The sequence below is a fragment of the Neptunitalea lumnitzerae genome, assembly GCF_027924185.1.
GTDB lineage: Bacteria > Bacteroidota > Bacteroidia > Flavobacteriales > Flavobacteriaceae > Neptunitalea > Neptunitalea lumnitzerae.
The window spans coordinates 532,177-556,775 of the sequence record NZ_BRVO01000002.1; the positions used below are offsets into that span (position 1 = coordinate 532,177).

Here is a 24,599-nt window from a genome sequence, read left to right on the forward strand (position 1 = left end):
TAGGCATTACAAATACTGAGACGTCCTAAAATAGGTTGACGATTTTAGATTAAAATATATATTAACCAGAGAGGCTTGCTTCTCTGGTTTTTTATAAAAAACCTAGTAGATTTATGAATGATAACAAATACAATTATACTCACTAACAAACCTCCAAAAAACCAATAAAGGGTTTCCGTGTTTCCTCGAAAAGCTTTAAGCATATAATAGTCTATTTAAAACTTCTTAAGGGATTAATTTTCTTGTTTAAAACTCCAGGTAATAATTCAACAATACAATAACCTACCAATTCATTATTATTATTGAAGACATCTGCCATTATTTCATAAAAGGAAACATTAAACTGTCCATCAATTTTAGGTTTGATTTTGTAGGTTTCTTCTTTAATACCCGGCATTGTAATAGTCCAGCCATACGAGAATTTGTATTTTGTAGTTGCTTCTGTTATAATTTCATGAGGCTCTACATTATAGTTATTTAAACGTTCATAATCTCCTGACTGTTTAACATAGGTTCCATCGAAATACCTACCTTGTGGAAAAGCAAATAGCATGATTTCCTCATTATCGAAAAAGCGAAACGAAAACCACTCCCAATGGGTTTTTGGATTGGCAGTTTCGTAGGTTCCCCCCTGTTTATCAAACCAACCTTTTCCTTTTACATTTAGCTTTTTACCATTTAAAACAAGCTGCCCTATGGCAAGCATGTTTGTAATAGAAAAATAATAAGTTACTTGTTTAGGGTCATCTGTACGTCCCATCCAAAGTTTACCATCTTCACAATTCCAAACAGGAGCTTTTTGAGCATCTAATTGTAAAGTTAGCTCATAGTCTTTATCTTTAATAGAAAGATTCATCTTCCCAAAATCACAAAAAGAGTTTGGAGCATAGCTTACACTTGCTATATCTTTAAATTTACTTTTAGTACTTGTAGTTACAATTCCTTTATTAAAGAAGGCGGTATGCTGCCCATAATAATGTTTATGATTGGCTATATCGGTAACAGAAGTAATTAACATATGAAATGGTATGCCTACAATTTTCATTTTTGTGATTGTAAATTGAAAAGCATACAAATTATTTTCTTCATCCGTTACTATTCCTGTGGTATACCACCATTCACTTGTTTTTTTGTGAGCTAAAAATTCATCTTTAAAAGATGAATGTGGTATACCTACACCATCTGTGTACTCTATTTTCTTACTCATAACTACTTTATTTCTATTGAATTAGTGACTTTAATTGCTCTGGAAGAGGTTCCCACTCTTACTATATAAATTCCTTTTTCTAAAGACCAATTACCCTTTTTTTCATCCCAATATTTCAAATCATCTACAGGAATTTTAATAATGATATCTTCTGATGCTCCTGGTTGTAAAGTACTTGTTTTTGAAAAACCTTTCAACTCTTGTAATGGACGTTCTATATTACTATTTGGTTTAGATGTATATACTTGTATTACTTCTTTACCTTTTACATTACCTATATTTTTAACAACCATTTTTACTTCAATAGTATTATCTACTATAGCTGTTTGAACACTATCCATTTTAAAATTAGTATAGGATAAACCAAAACCAAATGGATATGAAACCTGCTTTTTGCGGATGTCAAAATCACGATAGCCTACATATATTCCTTCTTCATAGTTAGTAAAGTCTTTATTTTTAATTCTGTCAGAACCGGTATGAGCATCTCTTCTGTGTAAAATATCCATTAAGGTAAATTCTTCTCCATCCAGTGGAAAATTATCATTTGCTTGATAATCTTTGATATTTAAAGGGAAAGTCATAGGCAATTTTCCACTAGGATTTACTTTACCGCTTAGGATATCCGCTACCGAATTACCTCCTTCTTGTCCACCTTGCCATGCTAGTAATATTGCATCGGGTATATTTTTCCAAGAATCAGTTTCAATAACTCCACTTATATTTAAAACAACAATCACTTTCTTATGATGCTTATGAAAAACATCGGTAGCATTAACAATCATTTCTCTTTCATCTTTTGTTAAAATAAAATCACCTTTTTCTATTCTATCGGTACCTTCACCTGCGTTTCTACCAATTGTAATTATTGCCAAATCTGATGTATTAGCTATTTTATCAAGTTCTTCTTTTGAATAGTTTATTTGGGGTGGAGTATAAGGAGTAAACATAGCGTTTATACCTTCTGGTTTCTTAAATGCATCCTTATTATTTTCTTTATGACGATTATAAATATCAAATGCAGAACTATTTATTAAAAAACCACTATTTGTTAACCCTTCTTCTAAAGAAATTGTATAAGCTTCATTAACATCTCCTGAACCTGTTCCTCCAGCAATAAAATCATAAGAAGTAATCCCTAAAAGAGCTATATTTAGGTTAGATTGTAATGGTAAAGTGTTCTTATTTTTAAGCAGTACCATTCCTTCCGAAGCCGATTCTCGTGTAATTTGGGCATGCTTTTTTAAATCAGGATTGTTAGTATACACATAGCCCTTCATTTTTTGTGACATAAATACCAAACGTAAAATACGTTTAACAGAAATATTTATGGTAGCTTCAGAAAGTTCTCCTTCTTTTGAAGCTTCTTTTAATTGTTTCCATTGTTTGTTAGTTCCGGGTTCTAATAAGTCATTTCCAGCTTTTACCTGAGCCACCGCATCATTTCCACCAAACCAATCTGACATAACGACTCCCTTGTATCCCCAATCATTACGCAGAACATCTGTTAACAGTGTTTTATTTTCAGACACATAAGTTCCATTTACTAAATTATAAGAAGACATAATAGTCCATGGTTGAGCCTCTTTAACAATCATTTCAAACCCTTTTAAGTAGATTTCATGTAGCGCACGATCTGAAACAATAACATCATTATAAACTCTTTGTGTTTCTTGGTTATTAGCCACAAAATGTTTTACAGAGGTTCCTATACCATTTTCTTCAATACCATTTACCATGGCTACACCAATTTTACCTGTTAAATATGGGTCTTCTGAATAATATTCAAAGTTTCTACCACAAAATGGGTGACGTTGAATATTTACCCCTGGCCCTAATATTACATCAATTCCATATTCTAGTGCTTCATTTCCCATTGCATTTCCCACTTCATTAACCAATTTTTCGTTCCAAGTAGAAGACAATAAAGTTGCAATAGGAAAAGCAGTACAGTAATAAGTTTTTTCTTCTCCATCACGTTTGGGCTCAATACGTAATCCAGCAGGACCATCAGACAAATAAATAGTTGGTAATCCTAATCTTGGTGTTGGTACTATGGTTCCAACGGCTCCAGGTATGCCCTCTCCGGGTTCAGATAATCCAGCGCCCGATTTCATTCCAGATCCTTTTAAGAGGTGAATTTTTTCTTCTAACGTCATTAAAGCCAGTGCATTCTCAACACGTTCCTCAATGGATCTTCTGCCATCTTCATAAATATCTAGTTTTTTATTACCATTCCGGTCTTTGTATTTATACCCATCTTCCGATAACGTTGTAAATTTTGTTTTTTCAGGGTAATTATCTTCAAATGATAAAAAATTTGAAGATATATACCAATACCCTCCTACTCCTAGTATAACTACCAACAGGAGTAATACACCTATCGATTTAAAAGTGATTTTTAACGCTCGTTTCATATTATATATTTGTGTCAATATGCCACAAATATATAAATTATTTTAATTGTGTCGATTTATCACGATTAAATTTTATCTTTGTTATATGGATATTCAAGATTTCTTAAACTCAGGAGAGCGCTATTTTTTACCTAATTTATCACTAGATTTTGTAATCATAGGTTATGAAAATTCTAAATTAAAATGTCTCTTACTTAAAAATAATGACCAATGGTTTTTACCTGGTGGATTTGTTCGTAAAAATCAGTCCGTATCTGATGCAGCAAATGAAATATTACATTTAAGAACCAAAATTGAAAACCCTCATTTTAAGTTTTTAGATGTTTTTGGAGATGTTAATAGAACCTTTTCTCATGAATGGAAATTGTTTTGTGAGAAAAACGGATATTCTTGGAATCAAGAACTATGGGTTAATAAAAGGTTTATTTCACTAGCACATTATGCATTAGTAGATATTAAAAACAGTACTCCTACCGTATCTTTCTTTGATGAAGACTTTTATTGGTTTGAAATGAATAATTTACCCAATATGGGATTAGATCATGAACATATAGTTAAACGTGCTAAGAAACAGCTACAAGAAGATGTAAAGCACAATATGGTTACACATAACTTATTACCTAGACAATTTACGATGCCTCAACTTCATAAACTCCACCAAATAATTTTAGAAGAAAAATTAGATCGCAGTCGGTTTCAAAAGAAAATGTTAGCATCTGGGCTATACGATCGATTGCCTGAACTACAAAAGGAAACACCAGGGCGAAATCCGTACCTGTATCAAATTAAAGAATAATTAAATAAACAAAGCCATCCCATTTTCTAAAGCATCTTGGTAAACGTCTTTATTAAATTTATATAGAAAAGGGGCTCTATGGGCTCCAATATTTTTACGCTCATCTAATTTATCTACAATACCTACTTTAAGTAGCTTTTTGGTAAAATTACGTACATCTAAAGATTTATTAAGTAACGTTTCATATAATGAGTGAATCTCTGGTATGGTAAATTTTTCGGGCAAGAGTTCATAGCCAACAGGAAAATGATATAAATGAATTCTTAAGATATCTAATGCGTCTTTTATCATCTTCTTATGGTCAAACATTAGCGGTGGTAAATCATTAATAGAAAACCATAAACACTCTGAAGCATAATAATCTCCTTGGGGAGTAACTTTAGAATAATCTGTTAGAGTATAAAAACATGAAGATATATGTTGATTAAAAATCCAATGATCCTTACCTAGTTTGTAACCAGTCATATCTTCTAGTTTTTGGGTATTAAATTCTTCATCTTTAGTCCTATTAGGATCACTGTAAAATTTACATTGTTTGAAATATAAATTATCAAGTCCGGTTCTATCTTTTGCTACCCGTATTGCAGCATTTTCTATGGTTTCATCTTTATAAATGTATCCACCTGGTAACGCCCATTTTTTAATTGCAGTAGGATGTAAGAGCAAAACCTTCAAACTTTTGTCATGGTATCCAAAAATTACATTATCCACTGAAATATTTGATAAAAACAGAGAACCATCAGTTAATAACGGATTAATAATAGTATGTTCATTCATTAGAATAAAGACTTCTTAAATTAATTGCACAAGTAGAATGTAAATATACTTCTTTCTTTAAATTTTATTAAAAACAACTATAATCTTCTTGTAACTATGGTTTCTAAAGCACATCAGGCCTATCATCAATAAATATTTTTTTTTCTTATTTATTACATTCTTCGACTAAGAAAAACCTCTTGTAATACTTGGTTTATAAGGATTTTTCAATTTAAAAAGGTCAAAAATGTGAAATACACATTTAACACCGCAAAATAATTTTAATATTAAAATACTACAACGATATAATTTTTTTTATTATCATTGCGTAAATATTACGTAATAGAAATTTTAAACAGTTAATCTTGTAGAACAATGAGCAAAACTATAGTAAACACTTATAAAGGTCAGATCATACAGATCTCCCTTTTCCTTTTCCTTATTCCTATTTTGGGATATAGTCAAAATAAAAAAGCCACAGATTCTATAAAAGTTGCTAAGTCAGATACTATTCAACTTAAAGATAGAGATACCGAAAACAGAAATGTAATGCTTAATGCAGGAGCTAACGTAGGACCTAGGAACGTTAATATAGGACTACCATTTGATGGTGATATTGCCATATTAGAAAATAGTCTACCTGTAGTTAATAGTTTTTGGCCACAAAATCCTTTAACCGTATGGCGCTATGATAGTAGTATTGGAAATATAGGGTTACTTTCTTATTCTGAAACCGCAATAACCACAGGTAAATTGGGGTATGCTGTAGATTCATATGATCGTTTTGTTGCCAGAAATGGTAAATTCAAAGGATACATTTCATCAAAATTTAATCATTTTGGGCTTAATGAAACCAGCGCTAACATTTCCTCTTCAATTGGTGATAGAAAGAATGGATGGGGATATACTCTAAGCACCTATCAAATGTTTGATCCGGCTAGCTATACGCTTGGTTTTTCACAACAATCTGATAGAACACAGTTCTATAAATTAGGAATTTCTAAAAAGTTAAAAACAGGAACTTTACAGTTTTTATATAGTTATAAAAAATCAAGAAGTGTGCAAAGTGTTTACCAACCATTTATGTATAAAGGAAATGGAGAAACAGAACAGCTTGATAATTTTGAATTAGGTTTAGACAGTTATATTGTTCAAGATGGTTTAATACCTTTTTACGATAAACTTACTGGAGAAAAAAGGTTCTATGACATGAATAGCGACGATATAGCTGCCATTACTCATAGTATCGATGTTTTAGGAGATTTTAAATTGAAAAACAATTGGAAATTAAATTTTGCCACTCGATTTATGAAGTCTAAAGCCCCAATGTCTATACAGTTTCCAGTTACTTCAACGTTGGCTGAGGATATTCCGGCTAGTGGAATGTCTTATACCTTACTTGGTAACTCAGCACCATATGAAGGAAATGTTCAACAAGTGAGTTCATATTATATTGATCCAACCGATATTACCACTATTATGTCTAGGTTAGAACTAGCTGGTAAAAAAGGAAGTCACGATATTAAATTAGGCTTACAACAACAGTATTATAGAGAAGATATATTTAAATTAAATACATCGGTATACTACCAGACAATAGAACCACAACCTAAAAAATTGACTGCAAGTGCTTATATTCCCGCATACGGAATGTATGTACCCATTACTGATGAAGACGGTATTATAAAAGCAGCAAGCGGAGGAAGTGATGTTTATAGAGAAGATAGTTACTTACATAAACTAGCAGTTTACGGGTTAGATACTTGGGCTCCAAGTAACAAATTAGATGTTATATTGGGTGGAAGAATTGAACGTTTTGAATCAAGAGGGAAAATGGCTCCCTACCAAGATGAAATTGTGTATCAGGATATTGATGGAAATGGTATTCATGAAACTAAAAGACCCTTAAAAGACTTTACTCAAAGTGAATGGAATGTAGCAGGTACAGCTAGTTTTATTTATAAAACATTTAATAGAGCAGGTATTTCTGGAGAATTTACCTATAACGAAATTAGAAAAGATTTTGGATCATACAACTCTGATTATTCAGATTACATCAAAAACAAAAATCCTATTTTATTTGGTAGCGCAGGAGTATATTTTAATCATCCTTTATTTAATGTAGTTTCTAAGTTAACCTATATTAGTAAGCGCGATAATGTTAGAAATATAGTAGCTTATAATCCGAGTAATCCTTCAGAGACTAACACTATATATCCAATTTTTTATGATATAGAAACTTTTGGATGGACAACCGATATTCTTTCTAATCCCTTTAAAAATTTTGACATCCATTTTCTGGTAACGTTACAAAATCCTATTTATAAGAACTTTAGCTACGATGCTTTTGGGCAAAATTATTCATATGACAACAAAAATATACCAGAACTATCTAAAGTACTTTTAGAAATAGACCCAAGCTATAAACTGTTCAATCAAAAAGTAAAACTTTGGGCAAGCTTACGCTATTTCGGTAAACAATACTCCACTCTGTCTAATGCCTTATATTATAACGGATGGTGGGAAACGTTTGCAGGTATCGATTATACATACAGAAGAAAATTAGATCTAAAACTAGACGTTACTAATTTCTTAAATCAATATGGAGTTAAAGGAAGTATTATTGGCGGAGAACTAATAACTGACTCTAATGCATATGACAATAAAATCTTAACAGGTAGTTATATTCGTCCGTTCACAGTATCGGTTAGTGTTAATTACAAATTTTAAAATAAATCAGTAAAATTAATTTAAAACAGTAAACAAATGAAAACAAGAATTAACTTTTTAACAGCAAGTTTAGTAATCATATTATTCATGTCTGTATCTTCTATGAAAGCACAATCTAATGTTGACTTTTTTGTTGGTACATGGAATGTTATGGCTTACGATTTACCAAGCGGTGATACTGAGATGGTTATTAAATTAAACAAAAATAATGAAGATAAATTAGAAGGAACTATAGGTGATAAAGGGGATGCTAATCCTATTACTATTAGCAGAATTGAGGTTGATGAAGACTTAATTACACTTTACTATACAGCAAGTGGACACCAAGTATATACAACTATGGAAAAAGATGGCGACACTACCATTACAGGGTCTATCATGGATATGTTCGATATAGAGGGTACAAAAAAGGAATAACTATATGTACAGAGTTTGTAACTAAATTTAAATTAGGGTAGATTATGATCTATCCTAATTTTTTAATTTTTAACACATCCTTTTTTAGTTACCTTATAAACGTTTACTAAATTTCTCTTTCCTCTTAAGTGAATATTAGATACAATACTATAGTTAAAATAATCATCATGATTAAGTGTTTTGTAAAATGTATCTGTAATTAACAAATCACTATCAAGTTCTTTACATAACGCTTGAACCCTAGAACATGTGTTTAAAACATCGCCATGATAAACAACTTCTGTTTTAATATCTCCCACCATCGCCATTGTTACTTTACCTGAATGAATAGCTCCTCTAAATGTAGGGCAATTATTATATGTTTCAAGAAAATAACTTTCTTTTGCTTTTAAAGCTTTTTCAAAAGCTTAAAAAAAATTCACACATTGTACATTGTTTAATGAATTATTATTTTTCCACGTAACCACAGCTTCATCACCAACATATTGGTATACTTCGGCCTCATAATCTAATAATAATGACGAGAGTATTTTGAAGCAGTCTTGCAGTAATTTACTAAATTTTAAATGTCCTATATCTTCTGCAATAGTAGTGGATGAAGCTAAGTCTAAAAATAAAAAAATACGGTTCTCCTCTCTTGGTTTTTTATAAGTGCCCAAAAACAAATTAGTCATGTAATTAGCTCCTAAATTTTTATGTAACAACAGAAAAAAATCTGTTATGGTACCAATAAAAATAGTTAATATTAAAAGAGTTATAATTGGCTTTTGGATCCAAAAATCAAATGAAAAATTTTGTAATTCTTGCTTTAAGAAGAGTACGTAGTATGCTAAGCTTAGTAAAGTAATTATTAAAAAAAATACGATTAAAAAAATAACCATTCGTATGGCAATTTCTTTAAAAAAAGATTGTGTTTTAATAATACTCGGATAAATAAAAACTTGAAAGTAACTTGATGTTATTGCAAGAAAAAAGCTGTAAACGCTAGTTATTTCTAGAATTAAAACCTTACTATAATTAATCCCATATAATAACTTAATTTGATCTGGAGAGAAATCATACAATTTTACAAATAGGAGTATTTGAAATGATATTAACCATATAAGAACAGTAAGAAACCATTCTTTTAGTTTATAAATGCGTTTATACTTTTTAGTCATTCTATTGTATTGTTTGTTACTTAAAAAGTATAAAATTTTTAGTAATTTATAAAAACCGAAGCAATGTATTCATCAATACATATAAAAGTTAAGTAGTGTAATAATTACTAAGAAAAGATACAAATAACATGGAGGAATTTACTTAGTCTATTACATAATATTTAATGAATTACTTTTTGCTTCGGCTACTAAAAACTAATGTTGGACTAGTTATCGTTCTATTTTTTTAAACTCTGAATGACAAACGATAATTCAACCTTAGCAAACCAACCACCATTATATGTCATATTTACAATTTTATCTCGGTTAGGTTTGTATACTTCTATAATATTGTTCTGTGCTACATTTCTATAACCTGCTCCTACCGATAACATAATTCCTTCATTTGTTATATATTCATATTTCAGTCCTGTTTGTATTTCGGTTAATCTATTTTCAAAAGTTCCGAACCTACCAGGCAAATTATATAGAAAGTAGCTTTTACTTATAAGTTCAGATCCCGCAGAAAGCCACCCTCCCAGTATATTATTTTTTCTTAAATACACCTCTTTTGGTAGTACTGCACTAATTTCCCATGATGGATTTTTAAATTGATGCCAATACGAAACAACTGGAAATAAAGGTGTAGACGTAGATAAGTCTGCCAAAATAGCTACACCTAATGTATATCTTGTTTCAGGCTTTTTTTGAAAAACCATGGTAGATGTTATAATACCACTAACCTTATCTATTCTACCTAAATCAGATGTTGTTACATATGTGGAAACTGTAGATATTAAAGGTTTTCCTTTCCATTTGGTTCTATTGGTATAATTTATACTTGTTGAAAAACTATTAAAATTATACTTAGTACCCTGCCCTTCATAAAATGGATTTTCCAAATCGTTTAGCTCTATAAACTCCCTCCTATATACTTCTGTTAAGCTAATTATGTGTTTGGGTTTATTAAGTAAAAAAAATGAACCGTATGCTAATAAACTACCACCTCTTACGGTTCCTTTATGTATTTCGTGTCCATCTATGTTTGCTTCATAATCAGTAGGTCCTAAAGCATCATACGAAACGCCAAATAACTTAATAATAGGGTATGATTTTGACTTAGTTGAATCTATGATTGATGTACTATCATCTATATTCTGAGCCCATGAAACTCTAACTACCAATAGTAAACACAGCAATATTAGTTTTTTGCTAAAATTCATTAGTAAATGGTTTACGAGGTTGTTTTATTTCTTTTATTATTAAGCCTGCCTTTTAATCCCTCTATTAGTGAGTACATTATTGGTACAACAAATAAGGTTAATAACATAGAGCTTGTTAATCCACCAATAATAACCCATGCCATACCATTTTTAATTTCAGAACCCTCACCTGATGCTAAAGCAATTGGAAGCATTCCTAAAATCATAGCCATGGTAGTCATTAAGATGGGTCTTAAACGCTCTTTACCTGCTTCCACTAATGCTTCTTTAATACTATGTCCTTCTTCTTTTAATTGATTTGTAAAATCTACTATTAGAATACCATTCTTAGATACTAACCCTAATAGCATAATCATACCTATTATAGAAAATATGTTTAAAGACTCCATTGTCAATGCGAGTGCTAACAATGCACCTATAAGGGCTACCGGTATAGAAAATAATACTACAAAAGGATATACAACACTTTCATATAATGCTACCATAATTAAATACACTAAAATAATTGCCGTAAGCAAAGCAATACCTAAACTACCAAATGCATCTCCTTGGTTTTTAACATCACCTAAATACTCAATAGAAATGTTATCTGGAATTTTCATTTGATCAATTTTCTCTTTTATCTCAGCAGCTACGGTACCTACAGGACGCCCAACTACGTTAGCATTTACGGTGATAGAGTTCAATCTATCCTTTCTTTCTAATACAGACTCACCCAAACCTTGTTTTATAGTAGCAAATTGACTTAGCTGAAAACTAGCGCCTTTGGAATTTATAAATGCTAAGTTTTCTACATTTTGTAATGTACTTCTATCTGCATCATCTAAGGCTATAGCAATATTGTACTCATTGCCTTGATGTTTAAATTTATTATCATCGTTACCATTAAAACTACTCTGTAATGCCATACCTACTGTATTTGCATTAATGCCCAATTGCGTCATTTTATCTCTGTTTAAAACAACTTCAATTTGCGGTTTAGGGTCTTTAACAGATAGTTTTACATACTTAGTACCAGAAACACTTTCCGTAGCCGTTTTGATAGTTTCGGCCCATCTTCTTATTTCTTCTATAGCAATACCTTTTACTGCTATTTGTATTGGTGCACCACTATTACTACCCGAAACAGATGTTGGCGAAGCAGATATAATAACTCCCGGGATTTTTTTACTTAATTCTTTCTGCAAGCGTACTCCAAAATCATCTGCAGTTTCAGTTCGGTCTTCCTTTAAACTTACAGTAAGTTCTGCCATATTGCTATTATTACCAGCACCTGCTGCCCCTCCTGAAACATACCCTATACTAGAAAATACAGTTTCTACATTTGTTTCTTCTAATAATATAGTTTCTACATTTCTAGTCACCATATTCGTTTGGTAAACAGATGTAGCCGGCGCTAACTCTAGTTTTATTAATAGCTCTCCTTGGTCTCCAGATGGTATAAATGCTCCACCTATAAAACCATAGCCTACTAATAAAAAAGAGCTAATTAATAAACCTAAAACACCTATTAATACCCAACGTCTATGGCCTAAAGATTTTTGTAATAACATGCCATAGTACTCTTTAATACTAGTAACTAAATTTTCAAACCCTATATTGATTTTACCCCACAAGGTATTTTTCGTTAAATGTTCTAAGCGTCCAAATCTACTTGCTAATAAAGGTGTAATGGTAAAGGATACCATTAAACTCATCAAGGTAGAAAATACCACTACTAAAGAAAATTCTTTAAGTATAGAACCTATTATACCACCTGACATGGCTAATGGAAGAAAAACCACTACATCTACCAAAGTAATAGCCATAGCTGTAAAGCCAATTTCATTACGCCCATCTAAAGCAGCTTTACGTTTTTCAGATCCCATTTCTAAATGGCGATATATGTTTTCTAATACCACAATAGAATCATCTACCAAAATACCTACTACTAAAGACATAGCCATAAGCGTCATTAAGTTTAAAGAAAAACCTAAAACATACATTGCTATAAATGTTGGTATAATAGATGATGGTAAAGCAACCATTACAAATAAAGAACTTCTTAAGCTGTGTAAAAATAATAGCATAACAATGCCAACTATAACTACAGCTAATACCAGATCTTCCATTACCGCATCGGCAGATGCCAACGTATACTCACTTTGATCTGATGATATTTTAAATTTTAAGTCAAATTCTGGATATTGGTTTTCTAGCTTAGTAAATTGTTCTCTTACAGCTTCGCTTACATTTACAGCATTTGCATCACTTTGCTTTATAATTTGAATACCAATTGACGGAACACCATTGATATGGTTTAAAGTTGTAGCTGTTTCTGTGCCGTCTACTACACTAGCAATATCTTTTAAATAAATGGTGCCGCCATTTATATTATTTTTTATTTCTATAGTACTTATTTCGGCTATAGATGTAAAATTGGCATCGAACTTAATGGCATATTGTTGATTTTTTGTTTCAATTTTTCCAGCAGGATACGATCTGTTAGCATTTGCTATTGCCGTAATTACTTGTTCTACCGTAACCTTGTAGGCTATAAGTTTATCTTGGTTTATTGCTATTTTAATTTCTCTTGGTGTACCACCTATTACATTTACTTGTCCAACCCCTTCTGTATTTTGTAAAACAGGTAATAGTTCATCATCAATTAATTGGTACAATTCTTTAGGAGATTTTATAGCCGTAACACCGGCGCTTATTACTGGTGTAGCTTCTAAATCTATTTTACTTACCGTAGGATTATCTACATCATCTGGTAAATCATTCATTGATTGATCTACTTTACGTTGTACATTTCTTTCGGCTTCATCTATATCTACATTACTTTTTAATTCTAGTGTAATTTGAGATACTCCTTCTTGAGATTTAGAAGAAACACTTTTTAATCCTTCTACACTTGCTAGATTATCTTCTAGCTTTTTAGTTACGTTAAGCGCTACTTCTGAGGCAGAGGCTCCTGGATAAATAGTAACAACCGATACTGTTTTTACTTCTATTTTAGGTAATAAATTGTAGTTGAGTTGTAAATAACTCTGTACCCCAAATAGTATAAGAACTGTAAAGATTACTACTATTAATAGTGGCCTCTTTATAGCTAATTCTGATACCGTCATTATTCTTTATTTGTATTTGTGATAGATACTTCCGATTTATCTTTTAGATTTATTTGTCCTGAGATAATTACTAAATCTCCTTTATTAAGTCCTTCTAAAACTTCTACATATTCCCCATAATTATTGCCAACTTTAAGAGTGTGTAAAACAGCTTTATTGTTATTAATAGTATATACCATTGCTTTATTAGTATTTTCTAATAGCGCCACTTTAGGTATAAGCAGGGTATTTTTATTGTTACTTGTTGTAAATTTGGTGTAAACAAAAGTGCCAGCTTTTAAAGGAAAGTCTTTATTATTGGTTAAAGCTACTTCTACTATATAAGAATGGGTTTCATCTCCTTCTGGACTAATAAAACTTATAGTACCTTTAAATGTTTTATCAGGATAAACATCTGTAGTTATTATTGTAGTATCTCCAACTTTTAAATTGTAAACGCTTTGTTCGTTTACAAATACTTTTACTTTAAGTATGTCTAAATTTAAAACAGTGGCTATAGCAGTACCTACATTTACAAAAACACCTGATTCTACATTTTTTTCTACTATAATTCCGTTAATAGGAGCTTTTACTTTAGTATCGTCTAACTGCTTATTTAATTGTTTCAGTGTATTTTGTGCATTAACAAGTTCTAGTTTTAATTGGTTTACCTTTTCTTCTGTAGCAGCCCCACCTTGTAACAACTCATTATAGGTGTTGTAATCATTTTCAATCTTGCTTAATTTTGCTTTAGCATTATTAATATCAATAATTAATTTATCTGCATTAATATTTGCTAAGTATTCTCCCTTTTTTACAATACTACCTAAAGAAAAGTTAAGATTTATAATGTTTCCAGATGTTTCTGCATATACAATACCTTTCTTATCTGGAATTAATGTTCCTGTTTTTTCTAGGGTATTAACTACATTTTTAATTGTAGCTGTATCTACTTCTACAGGTATTTTTATAACATCTTCTACCTGTCCTTTTTCTTTTTGTTCGTTTATATGCTTCTTATTAGTATATAATTTAAAAGCAACTAATACTACTAGTGCAATACCTATGGTTATCCAAAATATTCGTTTCATTTATCCGTATTAAGAAAGTTGTAATAAGTACTTAAAGTTCCGTTTGATTTTTTTAGTTCTATGGTAGCTACATAATAATCTACCACCGCTTGTAAATAATTTCTTTGAGATTCTTTTAAAGCTAATTGATCATCTAACCAATATTTTAAAGAGGTTACTCCTTTTCTGTATTGTAAATTTGTAGCGTTAAACACAGACTCCGCTAAGTTTATGTTTTCTAATTCTTGAGTTATAGCCTCTTTAGCATTAGCTAGCTTGTTAGTAGCATTAGCAACTTCTAGTTTATACTTTTCAGAATTTAAATGTTGCTGTTCTATAGCATTTTTGTATTTTATTTCTGCTTGTTTTGCTCTTGCTGTTTTTCCAAAGCCTTCAAAAAGAGTAGCACTAAGTTTTAAGCCTATTGCAGAAAAGGACTGTTGTGTGCTAAACGATTCATTTAAATTGTCTCCAAAACCAATGGTACCGTAACGTGCATAAAAACTTAATTTAGGTAAGTTACTGTACTTAATACGTTCAAAATCTATTGCTAATAATTGAGTGTTTAAACTATCTAATAAATAATCTGACCGTTTAGTTATATCATATTCATGTACTGCTAACTCATTCTGTAACAACACTTCCTTTGGTACCTTTGTTACTTCCTCTAATTGCAATATTTTATCTAATGAATACCCCATAGCATTCTTAAGGGCATTCATACTTTCCGATAAGTTTGTAGAAGCTGTTCTTATATTAGAAAGTATGTTGTTATAATTTACCTGCAAACGATTATAATCTACATTGGCAAGAACGCCTTTTTCTAACTGTAATGCAGCAATTTGCAATTGACTCTCGTAGGTAGCTTTATTTTCTAATAAAAATTGAAGTTGTAATTTATATACTCCGTATTGGTAATAATATGATGTTATACTATATACTAAAGCTTCCTCTCTTTCTTTTTTAGATAAAGCAGCTTGTGTTTTGGTATATTTACCTGCCTTTAAGCCAATAAGTAAAGACTGATCATATATTACCTGATCTAACTGAACCGATCCGGTTGTGTTGTATTGTTTAGTAAAAGCAACCCTTAAATCTTGATCACTAAAAATACCAGCCGGAATTACTTGCTCTTGAACCTTAATATTATCATCTATACCCCCATTTACAGAAACCTTTGGAAGATAACCAGCTACTACTTCATTAACAGCTGCATCTGAAGCCAAAGTATTATTTTTAGCAATAGTAATAGTTCCATGATTAGCGAGTCCATAAGCTATACAATCTTCTAAGCTTAAATTTTCTTGCCCTAGTAAGGTGGCACTATACAGAAAGCAACTTAGTATACACCCCCTAATAAATTTCATTTGCACGTTTTAAATTTTTGAACAAACGTATTATTAGATAGGCGTAAAACAATGAATTAAAAACATAAAACAGCCAAAATTGACTATGAAAAGGATTCTGTTAGCAATACTTTATTTCATCCAATCTATAAATTTTTTCTTTTTCTCTTTACTTGCTGTAATATCTTCGTACCAAGAAAATAGTAATTCAATTTTTAATTTTCTAGAAAATAGTTCCTCGGCATTTTTAATGGTATTTCTGTTGATTAGATATTGCCTATTAACCCGAAAAAACATAGGACTCAATTTTTGCTCCAATTCATCCATAGTTTCATAATGTACATATTTAATATGATTGTGCGTATATATATAAGTTATACCATTTTCTATATAGCACAATGCTATTTTATATATACCTATGGGTATTATTCGGTTTCTATACTTTATGATTAAGCTAGATTGTTGAGCAATTGTAGAAAACTTACTTATTAACGATTCATAAGTATTCTCTATATTTTTGGATAACATAGCTTTTAAATCGGCATATTTAAGTAATGCTTTCCTAATTGTTTTTTCGCTAAAAGGCTTTAATACATATGCAATTCCATTAGTATCAAAAGCTTCTAGCATATATTCATCAAACGCAGTACAAAATATAATAGGAATCTTTATAACCTGATTATTCATAATCTCAAAACTCAATCCATCACCCAGTTGAATATCACTAAAAATTAAATCCACTTTTGGTTGAGTTTGTAAATAGTTAATACTCTCCGATACTGAATAAAGTATTTTTACTATCTCAATATTTTCATCTATTGATATAAGGGTTTCGGCAAGTTCTTCAGCTACCCAATTTTCATCTTCTATGATAAGGATTTTCATAAGGATACAGCTTACATTCTACAATAAATTGTTCATTTTTTTCATATATCATTACTTCATCATTACTCCAAATCTTATAACGTTCACATAAATTATTTAGACCACTTTGAGTTGATATTTCTTTATATTTCTTCGGGTTACAATTATTAGTAACTGTAACTATATTATCTATTTGCCTTATTACAATTTTTAATGGATTTTCTTTGGTTGCTACATTGTGTTTAATTGCATTTTCTAAAAGCGGTTGCAAAGAAAAAAAAGGTAAAAACCATTGTAGCTTTTCGGTATTATTAATAACTACATCCGCTATAAAAGCTTGTCCAAACCTTATTTCCTGCATTTTTAAATAGTTTTCACATAATTCCAATTCTTCCTTCAATTTTGCCGCTTGAGAGGTATGGTTAGATACTGAAGTTCTCATAAAATCTGCCAAATGAATTAAATATGTCTCTCCTAAAACGCTATCTTTTTTATAAAGTGCTTTAAGTGTATTTAACGAATTGAAAAAGAAATGTGGATGAATTTGCTTTTTGAGAAGTAAGTTTTTTGCTTCTTCTGCTTTTATTAAAAGTTTAGAATTTTCTAGTGCTGTTTCTCTTTTTTGGTTTCTAATAACAATATAATCATGCATTAAAAAGAAAAGTCCTCCCATTAACAATCCGTTGGCTATAAAAACATATACTATTTTTATATTAAAATCATAATTGTTTATAGGTAAGCCTAGTACAAGCAAGTATAATGGATGTAATGCAAATTCTAATACAATAGCAACTAACCAACTTAAACCATATCTAAATAAATTAAATTTGATCAGCTTATTATTAAACTTGGTAACACTAATTTTTAGAATGTAAATGTTACAAAAACCTAAGAAAAGTACATAAAATATACCTGAAATAAGTACACCTGCTATTCTAATAAAAGCAACGTTAAATATAAACATAAAAAATAGCGAAAAACCTCCTAAAACTAATAGTAAAAAGTAGTTACCCATTCTTAAGTCTTTAAGACTCTCATTTAAAACAGGTAAGGTAACCTCTGCTACTAATCCAATATTTCTATTTTTTTTAGGCATATATAAAACTATAGATTAAACAAAAATACATTAACCTACTAATATCTTTTAAGAATAATGACCTAAACGGACAAAATTGAGTTTGAATTAGGTATTCGGTAATGTTATTCATTTAATATTTAACTGAAATTAGGCTTTATGTATAATAATTATTACACCAGTTTTACACCTCTACCCTACTCAAACACTTTTAAAATAAGGGAAAGTCAACTTCTGTATTGGGGGCAAAAGGAGGAAGTGAAAAAACGACCATTGTGGTGAGCATTATTTATCCTAATACCTTGCATACGGGGTCAATTACTATGATAAAAGAGGTTATTTTTAAACCTATAGTGCACAAAAATCTATAGACCCTCATTTAGATTTACCAATTTGTAACCTCCACCATATTAGAACTGGTTATTTTTTAAAATATTAATTTAATGTAAATAATCTTACTCATCTATTACAATAGCCTCCCTCACATCTGAAGGTTTAACTGTCTGGTTACAATTTATAAAATTAACATTCTCAGCATATCTTATATAATATGCCCACGCTGGTAGCATACCAAAAACATTGTATTCAGGATAATTCCCCATATATTCATCAGGTTTCTCGGGTATGGTGGTTGCACCACCTTTAAAAGAGTTAATGGTAACATTATTAAATGTAACATCTTTTACTTTGTATACAACATCATCTAGATATATTCCACTTATACAGCTACCAATATTCTCATATATATTTCTAAAATCTAAATTGGAAAATGTAATACTGGTCATACTTCCTTTTTTTGCTGGAGCGCCAGCAGGTCTATGTCCTCGTTTTCCCGCAGCGTGTAATAGAAAGAAAGCATTAGCAGAGGTTTGTAAGTTAATTCTATCAAAGGTTATATTTGAAAAGTCAGCACCATCTAATCCTTGTAGAGAAATAGCACATAAGCCACCTCTACCAGAGCCATTAATAGCAATATCTTGAAGCAAACAATTTGTAAAGGCTCCATAGGTTAGCGTACCAAATTTTATTTTGTTTCCTGTTGTACCATTTACCGTTACATTTTTAATAGTCATATTATTTACTCCTCTAGCTGAGCCACTTTTAGGGCAAATAGCATCATCTTGGCATAAAATGGTACTGTTAGTAATGGTTACATCATGTGAGTCACAAATATCTATTCCGTCTTTATTTACTCCATAGGCAGAAGTATTAATGTTGATACCATCTATGGTTACTTTGTCACATTCTAGTAAAACAAAGTCCCACATTGCACTGTTTACAATATCTATATTAGTAACCCTTATGTTTTTAGAATAGGCAACATATAATGCCATGGGTCTTACCGTTTCATCTTTGGTATGATCCCATATTTCGCAATCTCCGTTGCCATCAATTACTCCACCACCGGTAATGGTAACATTGTTTGCTTGCTCTGTATAAACAAAAGCTTCTTTAAGTTCCCAACCTCCTCCACCAAGTACGTCCGGTAACCATACATTGGCATTATCTGCATGCTTAGCTATTGCAGGATACAAAGAGTTATCCTGTATCCCTTTCAGTATAGCGGTTTTATCAATCCATAATGTCATATTAGATTTTAATTTTATCTGACCAGACATATAAGTTCCGTCTGATAAAATTACAGAACCACCCTCAGAACAAGCGTCTATAGCTGCTTGTATTGCCTTAGTATCATTGGTATTACCATCACCTATTGCTCCATAATCTTTTACATTATATTTATTTCCTGTAGCAGTACAAAGTTCATCGTCACTTGAAATTGCTATATTATCTATATTAGGTCCACCGTTTGGAGTATTAGCCGTAAACCTAACAGAGTTATACCCTGCATTAAGATGAACAGTAACTCTAGCAATCCAATAATAGTTCCAATCCTCAAAACGAGAAGGAAACTCTATATCTTTAATAACAACGCCATTTACTGTTAATTCGCATTGAAGGTTAGCTCCACTAGCGTTTGCATATTTAATTAATAGTGTATGTTTTCCTTCTGCTTCACAATACAAATTATTCCATTCTACATATGAACCATTTCCTCTCATATCAAGGTAACCCGACCCAATATATGGGAAATTTGATGTACCAACTATACAATCAGATGATTTACTGGTATAGTTTTCTCCTTCATAGTAAGAAGTGCTGAAGTTTTTAGCTCCTTGAGCATTCACTATTCTTATTGAAATAATTGTTAGAACAACTAAAGCAACTAGTTTAAATTTCTTACTATTTATATTTATAACTGTAACCATTTTAATGATTTAGACCTAATGAAAATTTTTTGTTTCTTCAATTTTAATTTTAATATTGCCGTTTTTCTAGGAGCGACATTATTTTCTGAAAAATGAGTATGAAGTACATAATACATATCACCTTTTGTATTATAAAATACATCGCCGTGCCCCGTACCTGGATATCCTAATAGGCTTTGAGAAATAATTGGACTATGATCGCTTTTTTTCCATGGTCCAAAAGGAGAAGTTGCGATAGCATAACCTACAGCATAGTCTTTATTTCTAAAATCATTGGCAGAATAAAGTAAATAATAATTTTTATCTCTTTTAAATACGGTAGGTCCTTCTGTTACTGGCCATTCTACCTTTTCAGTATCTTCCCAACCTTTTCCTGCATAAATACATTCGGTTAAGGTTTCTGGTTTTATAGCGGATAAATTATTGTTCAATTCTGCAACAAAAATTCTATTCCCTTTATCTAATCTTACGTGATAGAGGTATATTTTGTCATCATCAAAAAATACAAAAGGATCAATTTGTCTTACATCGCTAGGCAAGGCACTTCCATTATTAGTAAACGGCCCCAATGGACTTTTACTACTTGCAATGGCAATATGCTCATCTGCCGTGTAAGCCATAAAAAATTTATCTTGGTATTTAAAAACTTGCGGTGCCCAAAAACCTGTAGTTCCATAACCATCTCCTTTTTTAAAAGCAAAACCATCGGTTGCACCCTTTGGTCCGTCCCAATGTTCTAAATCTGTTGAAGTATACACTAAAAATCCTTCTCCTGTAATGCTTTTATTTTCTTTGGTACCATAGGCATAATAAGTTTCATCATATTCAAATATAGTAGGGTCTGCCAATAACAAATTACTTTGTTGTGCCCATAACATAAGATTAAAAAAACAGGTTATCATAAATAAAATATGTTTCATACGTTATTCTTTTGTACTAAATTGATAGATAGATGTTGTGTGATAAATTTTATATGGTTCTAGAATAATAGATGCAAAATCAGGTTGATTGATAGCATCAGGAAAATGTTGGGTTTCCATGGCAAATGCTGTTCTAAATGTATCTTTAGCACCTGATTTAAAAGTGTTTTTACCTTGCATAAAATTACCGCTGTAAAATTGTAAGCCAGGTTCTTGCGTATAAATGTCCATTATTATACCAGATGTATTTCCAATAACAGTTGCTGCATGCGTCATTTCGTTAGTAGCTACATTGAGCACAAAATTATGATCGTATCCCAAACCATTTTTTAATTGTTCATTATCTGAATTTATGCGCTCACCAATAGTATGATAAGTGGTAAAATCAAAAGGTGTGTTTGTAACCGAGGCTAAATTACCAAAGGGTATTAACCCTTCATCTACTGGTGTATATTTTTCAGCATTAATCTGTACAAGATGATTCAAAATGGTACCACTACCTTCACCATTCAAATTAAAGAACGCATGATTGGTTAAGTTTACCGGAGTAGACTTGTTAGTAGTAGCTTGATACACTATTTGTAATTTTTCTTTTTCAAGTATACTGTAGGTAACCTTTACGTCTAAATTACCTGGAAATCCTTCTTCGCCATCAGGCGAGTGATATTTAAAAATTAAAGTTTGGTTATTTGGTTGCTCAACATCCCAAACTACATATTGAAAACCTTTAGTACCTCCGTGTAAACTATTCTTTCCATTGTTTAAAGGAATATGGTATGTTTTGCCGTTTAAAGAAAATGTACCCTTAGCTATGCGGTTACCAACTCTTCCAATAGTTGCACCAAAATAAGGTTCTGTAGCATTTTCAAATGCCTTTACACTACTCATACCTACCACAACATCAGTCATTTTTCCATTTATATCAGGTACCCATAATCCAACTATTCTAGCTCCATAATTTGTAAATGCAACTTTCATTTTTGCATTTTCAATATAGTAGAGCCCTGTCTCTTTACCAGAAATGGAGGTTTCAAAATTTTCTTGAATCAGGTTTGTAGTAAGGAGTTGTTCTTTTTGTTTGTCTTGTGTTTTTTTCTTTTCCTTTGGAGAATTATCACAGGATAGCAAGAAAAGCGGTAGCATAGTTGCTACCGCTATTTTTTTTATAATATTCATTATTTAGTTTGGTTAAGTTTTCTAATTAAATCTGTTTCATCTTTATGGTATGGAGTACCATCTTTTCTAAAAATATCATGAAACCAAACAAAAGGTTCTTCACCTGTTTTTATAGGGGTATCCCAGGCAAAAATGGTGTTGGTTTTACCATTTACTAATCCCCAGTTAATGGCACCAATATGCTCTTTTTTTAATAAGGGTAAAATATTAAAGAAATGACTGTCTCTTGTTCTGGCCATATATTCGGTACAAATCATAGGTAAGTCATGTGTTTTTAATAGATTAATAATTTTTTGGTGTTCCTCAGGTCCAGAATAACAATGGTATGTTAGTATATCAGAGTTTTGTGCTTGAAAGGTGTTTAGTTCTTGATATCCCCAGTTCCATAACCCTGCAGAAATAGGTTGATTAGGATTTGCTTCACGTGCCCACTTAAAAACATTTTTTAATAATGGAAGAGATTCATTTTCTTTTCCATTGTTACCTGGTTCATTGTATAAATCCCATATTAAAATTCGATTGTCTTTTCCAAAAGAGCTTAGAATATCTTTTACATAGTTTTCTAATTCTTTATCATTAGCACGCTCCTTAGAAGCGGGATATCCAGGATCTTGCGCCCAACCGCTATTATGTATTCCTGTCTTAGGGACAGGTTGTTTACCTATTTTAGGGTCTTTATTCCAGCAGTCATCAAAAAAAACAAAAATGGTTTGGATATGATGTTCATCTGCAATTTTTAAATATTCATTTATACGTTTTTTAAATCCCTTTGGGTCTGCCTTATATGCCAAACTGTGCAAATAAACACGCATGGTATTAAATCCGATATCTTCGGCATATCCTAATTCCCTGTCTATAGTTTCAGGATCAAATGTGGCTTCTTGCCACATTTCTAATTGATTTATAGCATTACTAGGAATAAAGTTAGCACCTGTAATCCATTGATGTTCTGCATACCATTTTTTGGCTTTTTCTTTACTCCATTTTTGCCCTTGAGCTATAGCAGATATGCTTATAATACACGCAATTAGTGTGATAATTTTTTTCATTTTAATTTTGTTTAGATGTTATTCTGAAGGAATATTTAATATAGTTTTGTTTGATACTGGAGTGCCTAAAATAGGTGTGCCATCTTTATCCCATTCAATTTTTTGCATTCTTGGTGAGCGCTTCGTTCCACAACCTTCTCCTGCATTATCGTTAGCATGAAATAGAATCCAATCTTCTGTTCCATCAGGGGATTTGAAAAATGAATTATGTCCAGGAGCATATACACCGTTTGCTTCATTTTTAGTAAAAATGGGTTGTTGATGCTTCATCCAATTTTGCGGATTCATAGGGTTACCTCCTTCAAGTTCTAAAAGTCCTAAATTGTAAAAATCAGTCCAACAGCCATTCGCAGAAAATACAATAAATAACTTATCGTTATGCTCTAAAAACTGAGGTCCCTCATTTACATTTACATGTGGAGGATTTATATCGTCATCCAAATCTCCTTGCTTTTCCCAGGTGTAAGTTGGTTGAGAAATCAAAACTCTTGCTCCTTCCAAAGTCCATGGGTTTTTCATTTTAGCAATATAGATGTTCTGTTGTCCGTTTGTATTTCCTTCCCATCCAGACCAAACCATATATAATTGATCATGAAATGTGTAAACATTAGCATCTATTGCCCAACGATCTGGGTGCGTATCTATTTTACCTTTTAGCCTCCAAGAGCCTTTAAACGGATCTTTAGAAGCATTTTCTAAAACATACATTCTATGATTATTATTATTACCATTATCTGCAGCAAAGTATACATACCATTTATTATTAATAAAATGGAATTCAGGAGCCCATATTTCCTTTGAATACATGGTACCTGTAGGTGGTGTCCAGATGAGTTTGCTCTCAGCATCTTTTAGGTTCGCTAAATTTTTAGTTTTCCAAAGCATTAGCTTATTACCTAAGGTATGTGTATAATAATAATACCCATTATGATAGGTACTGAACGGATCTGCACCACTTGGTAAAATAGGATTTTGAAATGTATTAGATTGTGAAATAGCTACTATAAAATTGAAAAGTGCTATTAAAGTGAATCCTAGATTTTTTTTCATAT

19 protein-coding genes are annotated in these 24,599 nt (G+C 31.3%); 3 read left to right on the top strand and 16 right to left on the bottom strand.

All coding sequences use genetic code 11. The annotated features are described in order from the left end of the window. Positions 1 to 211 precede the first annotated feature (211 nt). Both Y10_RS09785 and Y10_RS09790 read right to left on the bottom strand, forming a co-directional pair. The gene (locus Y10_RS09785) at positions 212 to 1,207 is read right to left on the bottom strand and encodes a lipocalin-like domain-containing protein (RefSeq protein ID WP_281765200.1); all 996 of its coding nucleotides are present in this window, start codon (positions 1,205 to 1,207) and stop codon (positions 212 to 214) included. 2 nt (positions 1,208 to 1,209) lie between these two features. Beyond that, complete coding sequence (locus tag Y10_RS09790; RefSeq protein WP_281765201.1) at positions 1,210 to 3,624, bottom strand: beta-glucosidase; 2,415 nt, start codon at positions 3,622 to 3,624, stop codon at positions 1,210 to 1,212. An 85-nt stretch (positions 3,625 to 3,709) separates the two neighbouring features. On the opposite strand from Y10_RS09790, the gene Y10_RS09795 reads away from it, so the two are divergent. After that, positions 3,710 to 4,420, top strand: coding sequence for an NUDIX hydrolase (locus Y10_RS09795; RefSeq protein WP_281765202.1), 711 nt, complete (start codon positions 3,710 to 3,712; stop codon positions 4,418 to 4,420). Here the strand turns inward: Y10_RS09795 and Y10_RS09800 are convergent, their stop codons facing one another. After that, positions 4,421 to 5,197 (bottom strand): NUDIX hydrolase, encoded by a 777-nt coding sequence (locus Y10_RS09800; protein WP_281765203.1) that lies wholly within the window; start codon positions 5,195 to 5,197, stop codon positions 4,421 to 4,423. A 354-nt stretch (positions 5,198 to 5,551) separates the two neighbouring features. Between Y10_RS09800 and Y10_RS09805 the strand changes: the two genes are divergently transcribed. Next, on the top strand, positions 5,552 to 7,906 hold the full coding sequence (locus Y10_RS09805; protein ID WP_281765204.1) for a TonB-dependent receptor: 2,355 nt from the start codon (positions 5,552 to 5,554) through the stop codon (positions 7,904 to 7,906). 36 nt (positions 7,907 to 7,942) lie between these two features. After that, on the top strand, positions 7,943 to 8,323 hold the full coding sequence (locus Y10_RS09810; RefSeq protein WP_281765205.1) for a hypothetical protein: 381 nt from the start codon (positions 7,943 to 7,945) through the stop codon (positions 8,321 to 8,323). A 62-nt stretch (positions 8,324 to 8,385) separates the two neighbouring features. On the opposite strand, the gene Y10_RS09815 is transcribed toward Y10_RS09810, so the two are convergent. The 13 genes from Y10_RS09815 to Y10_RS09875 all read right to left on the bottom strand — a co-directional run bounded on the left by Y10_RS09815 (position 8,386) and on the right by Y10_RS09875 (position 24,597). Continuing rightward, complete coding sequence (locus Y10_RS09815; RefSeq protein ID WP_281765700.1) at positions 8,386 to 8,652, bottom strand: adenylate/guanylate cyclase domain-containing protein; 267 nt, start codon at positions 8,650 to 8,652, stop codon at positions 8,386 to 8,388. A 78-nt stretch (positions 8,653 to 8,730) separates the two neighbouring features. After that, positions 8,731 to 8,997 carry a hypothetical protein gene (locus Y10_RS09820; RefSeq protein WP_281765206.1) on the bottom strand — a complete coding sequence of 89 codons (267 nt, stop codon included), beginning with the start codon at positions 8,995 to 8,997 and terminating at the stop codon, positions 8,731 to 8,733. Between the two features lie 704 nt (positions 8,998 to 9,701). Beyond that, positions 9,702 to 10,685 carry a hypothetical protein gene (locus Y10_RS09825; protein WP_281765207.1) on the bottom strand — a complete coding sequence of 328 codons (984 nt, stop codon included), beginning with the start codon at positions 10,683 to 10,685 and terminating at the stop codon, positions 9,702 to 9,704. A gap of 11 nt (positions 10,686 to 10,696) precedes the next feature. Further along, positions 10,697 to 13,798: an efflux RND transporter permease subunit gene (locus tag Y10_RS09830; RefSeq protein WP_281765208.1), complete on the bottom strand. Its 3,102-nt coding sequence runs from the start codon at positions 13,796 to 13,798 to the stop codon at positions 10,697 to 10,699. Continuing rightward, the gene (locus Y10_RS09835; protein ID WP_281765209.1) at positions 13,798 to 14,868 is read right to left on the bottom strand and encodes an efflux RND transporter periplasmic adaptor subunit; all 1,071 of its coding nucleotides are present in this window, start codon (positions 14,866 to 14,868) and stop codon (positions 13,798 to 13,800) included. Before Y10_RS09835 ends, Y10_RS09830 begins: the two co-directional genes overlap by 1 nt. Next, entirely contained in the window at positions 14,865 to 16,214 is a 1,350-nt protein-coding gene (locus Y10_RS09840; protein ID WP_281765210.1) for a TolC family protein, read from the bottom strand. The genes Y10_RS09835 and Y10_RS09840 overlap by 4 nt, the downstream gene beginning before the upstream one ends. A gap of 111 nt (positions 16,215 to 16,325) precedes the next feature. Beyond that, positions 16,326 to 17,078 carry a LytR/AlgR family response regulator transcription factor gene (locus tag Y10_RS09845; protein WP_281765211.1) on the bottom strand — a complete coding sequence of 251 codons (753 nt, stop codon included), beginning with the start codon at positions 17,076 to 17,078 and terminating at the stop codon, positions 16,326 to 16,328. After that, positions 17,053 to 18,153 (bottom strand): sensor histidine kinase, encoded by a 1,101-nt coding sequence (locus tag Y10_RS09850; RefSeq protein ID WP_281765212.1) that lies wholly within the window; start codon positions 18,151 to 18,153, stop codon positions 17,053 to 17,055. The genes Y10_RS09845 and Y10_RS09850 overlap by 26 nt, the downstream gene beginning before the upstream one ends. Positions 18,154 to 18,587: 434 nt before the next feature. Then, positions 18,588 to 20,402, bottom strand: coding sequence for a glycosyl hydrolase family 28 protein (locus tag Y10_RS09855; protein ID WP_281765213.1), 1,815 nt, complete (start codon positions 20,400 to 20,402; stop codon positions 18,588 to 18,590). Further along, a complete protein-coding gene (locus Y10_RS09860) occupies positions 20,387 to 21,322 on the bottom strand; it encodes a glycoside hydrolase family 43 protein (protein WP_281765214.1) in 936 nt (311 codons plus the stop codon). Before Y10_RS09860 ends, Y10_RS09855 begins: the two co-directional genes overlap by 16 nt. A gap of 3 nt (positions 21,323 to 21,325) precedes the next feature. Further along, on the bottom strand, positions 21,326 to 22,498 hold the full coding sequence (locus tag Y10_RS09865) for an aldose epimerase family protein (protein WP_281765215.1): 1,173 nt from the start codon (positions 22,496 to 22,498) through the stop codon (positions 21,326 to 21,328). After that, complete coding sequence (locus Y10_RS09870) at positions 22,498 to 23,547, bottom strand: cellulase family glycosylhydrolase (RefSeq protein WP_281765216.1); 1,050 nt, start codon at positions 23,545 to 23,547, stop codon at positions 22,498 to 22,500. The genes Y10_RS09865 and Y10_RS09870 overlap by 1 nt, the downstream gene beginning before the upstream one ends. An 18-nt stretch (positions 23,548 to 23,565) precedes the next feature. Continuing rightward, entirely contained in the window at positions 23,566 to 24,597 is a 1,032-nt protein-coding gene (locus Y10_RS09875) for a glycoside hydrolase family 43 protein (RefSeq protein WP_281765217.1), read from the bottom strand. Positions 24,598 to 24,599: the final 2 nt, after the last annotated feature.

What these genes read in the sequence shown, in the direction of transcription:
- Y10_RS09875 (WP_281765217.1), bottom strand. Translation starts at nt 24,597, where the DNA reads ATGAAAAAAAATCTAGGATTCACTTTAATAGCACTTTTCAATTTTATA.
- Y10_RS09790 (WP_281765201.1), bottom strand. Translation starts at nt 3,624, where the DNA reads ATGAAACGAGCGTTAAAAATCACTTTTAAATCGATAGGTGTATTACTC.
- Y10_RS09785 (WP_281765200.1), bottom strand. Translation starts at nt 1,207, where the DNA reads ATGAGTAAGAAAATAGAGTACACAGATGGTGTAGGTATACCACATTCA.
- Y10_RS09870 (WP_281765216.1), bottom strand. Translation starts at nt 23,547, where the DNA reads ATGAAAAAAATTATCACACTAATTGCGTGTATTATAAGCATATCTGCT.
- Y10_RS09860 (WP_281765214.1), bottom strand. Translation starts at nt 21,322, where the DNA reads ATGAAACATATTTTATTTATGATAACCTGTTTTTTTAATCTTATGTTA.
- Y10_RS09810 (WP_281765205.1), top strand. Translation starts at nt 7,943, where the DNA reads ATGAAAACAAGAATTAACTTTTTAACAGCAAGTTTAGTAATCATATTA.
- Y10_RS09855 (WP_281765213.1), bottom strand. Translation starts at nt 20,402, where the DNA reads ATGGTTACAGTTATAAATATAAATAGTAAGAAATTTAAACTAGTTGCT.
- Y10_RS09825 (WP_281765207.1), bottom strand. Translation starts at nt 10,685, where the DNA reads ATGAATTTTAGCAAAAAACTAATATTGCTGTGTTTACTATTGGTAGTT.
- Y10_RS09830 (WP_281765208.1), bottom strand. Translation starts at nt 13,798, where the DNA reads ATGACGGTATCAGAATTAGCTATAAAGAGGCCACTATTAATAGTAGTA.
- Y10_RS09835 (WP_281765209.1), bottom strand. Translation starts at nt 14,868, where the DNA reads ATGAAACGAATATTTTGGATAACCATAGGTATTGCACTAGTAGTATTA.
- Y10_RS09850 (WP_281765212.1), bottom strand. Translation starts at nt 18,153, where the DNA reads ATGCCTAAAAAAAATAGAAATATTGGATTAGTAGCAGAGGTTACCTTA.
- Y10_RS09865 (WP_281765215.1), bottom strand. Translation starts at nt 22,498, where the DNA reads ATGAATATTATAAAAAAAATAGCGGTAGCAACTATGCTACCGCTTTTC.
- Y10_RS09800 (WP_281765203.1), bottom strand. Translation starts at nt 5,197, where the DNA reads ATGAATGAACATACTATTATTAATCCGTTATTAACTGATGGTTCTCTG.
- Y10_RS09795 (WP_281765202.1), top strand. Translation starts at nt 3,710, where the DNA reads ATGGATATTCAAGATTTCTTAAACTCAGGAGAGCGCTATTTTTTACCT.
- Y10_RS09840 (WP_281765210.1), bottom strand. Translation starts at nt 16,214, where the DNA reads ATGAAATTTATTAGGGGGTGTATACTAAGTTGCTTTCTGTATAGTGCC.
- Y10_RS09820 (WP_281765206.1), bottom strand. Translation starts at nt 8,997, where the DNA reads ATGACTAATTTGTTTTTGGGCACTTATAAAAAACCAAGAGAGGAGAAC.
- Y10_RS09845 (WP_281765211.1), bottom strand. Translation starts at nt 17,078, where the DNA reads ATGAAAATCCTTATCATAGAAGATGAAAATTGGGTAGCTGAAGAACTT.
- Y10_RS09805 (WP_281765204.1), top strand. Translation starts at nt 5,552, where the DNA reads ATGAGCAAAACTATAGTAAACACTTATAAAGGTCAGATCATACAGATC.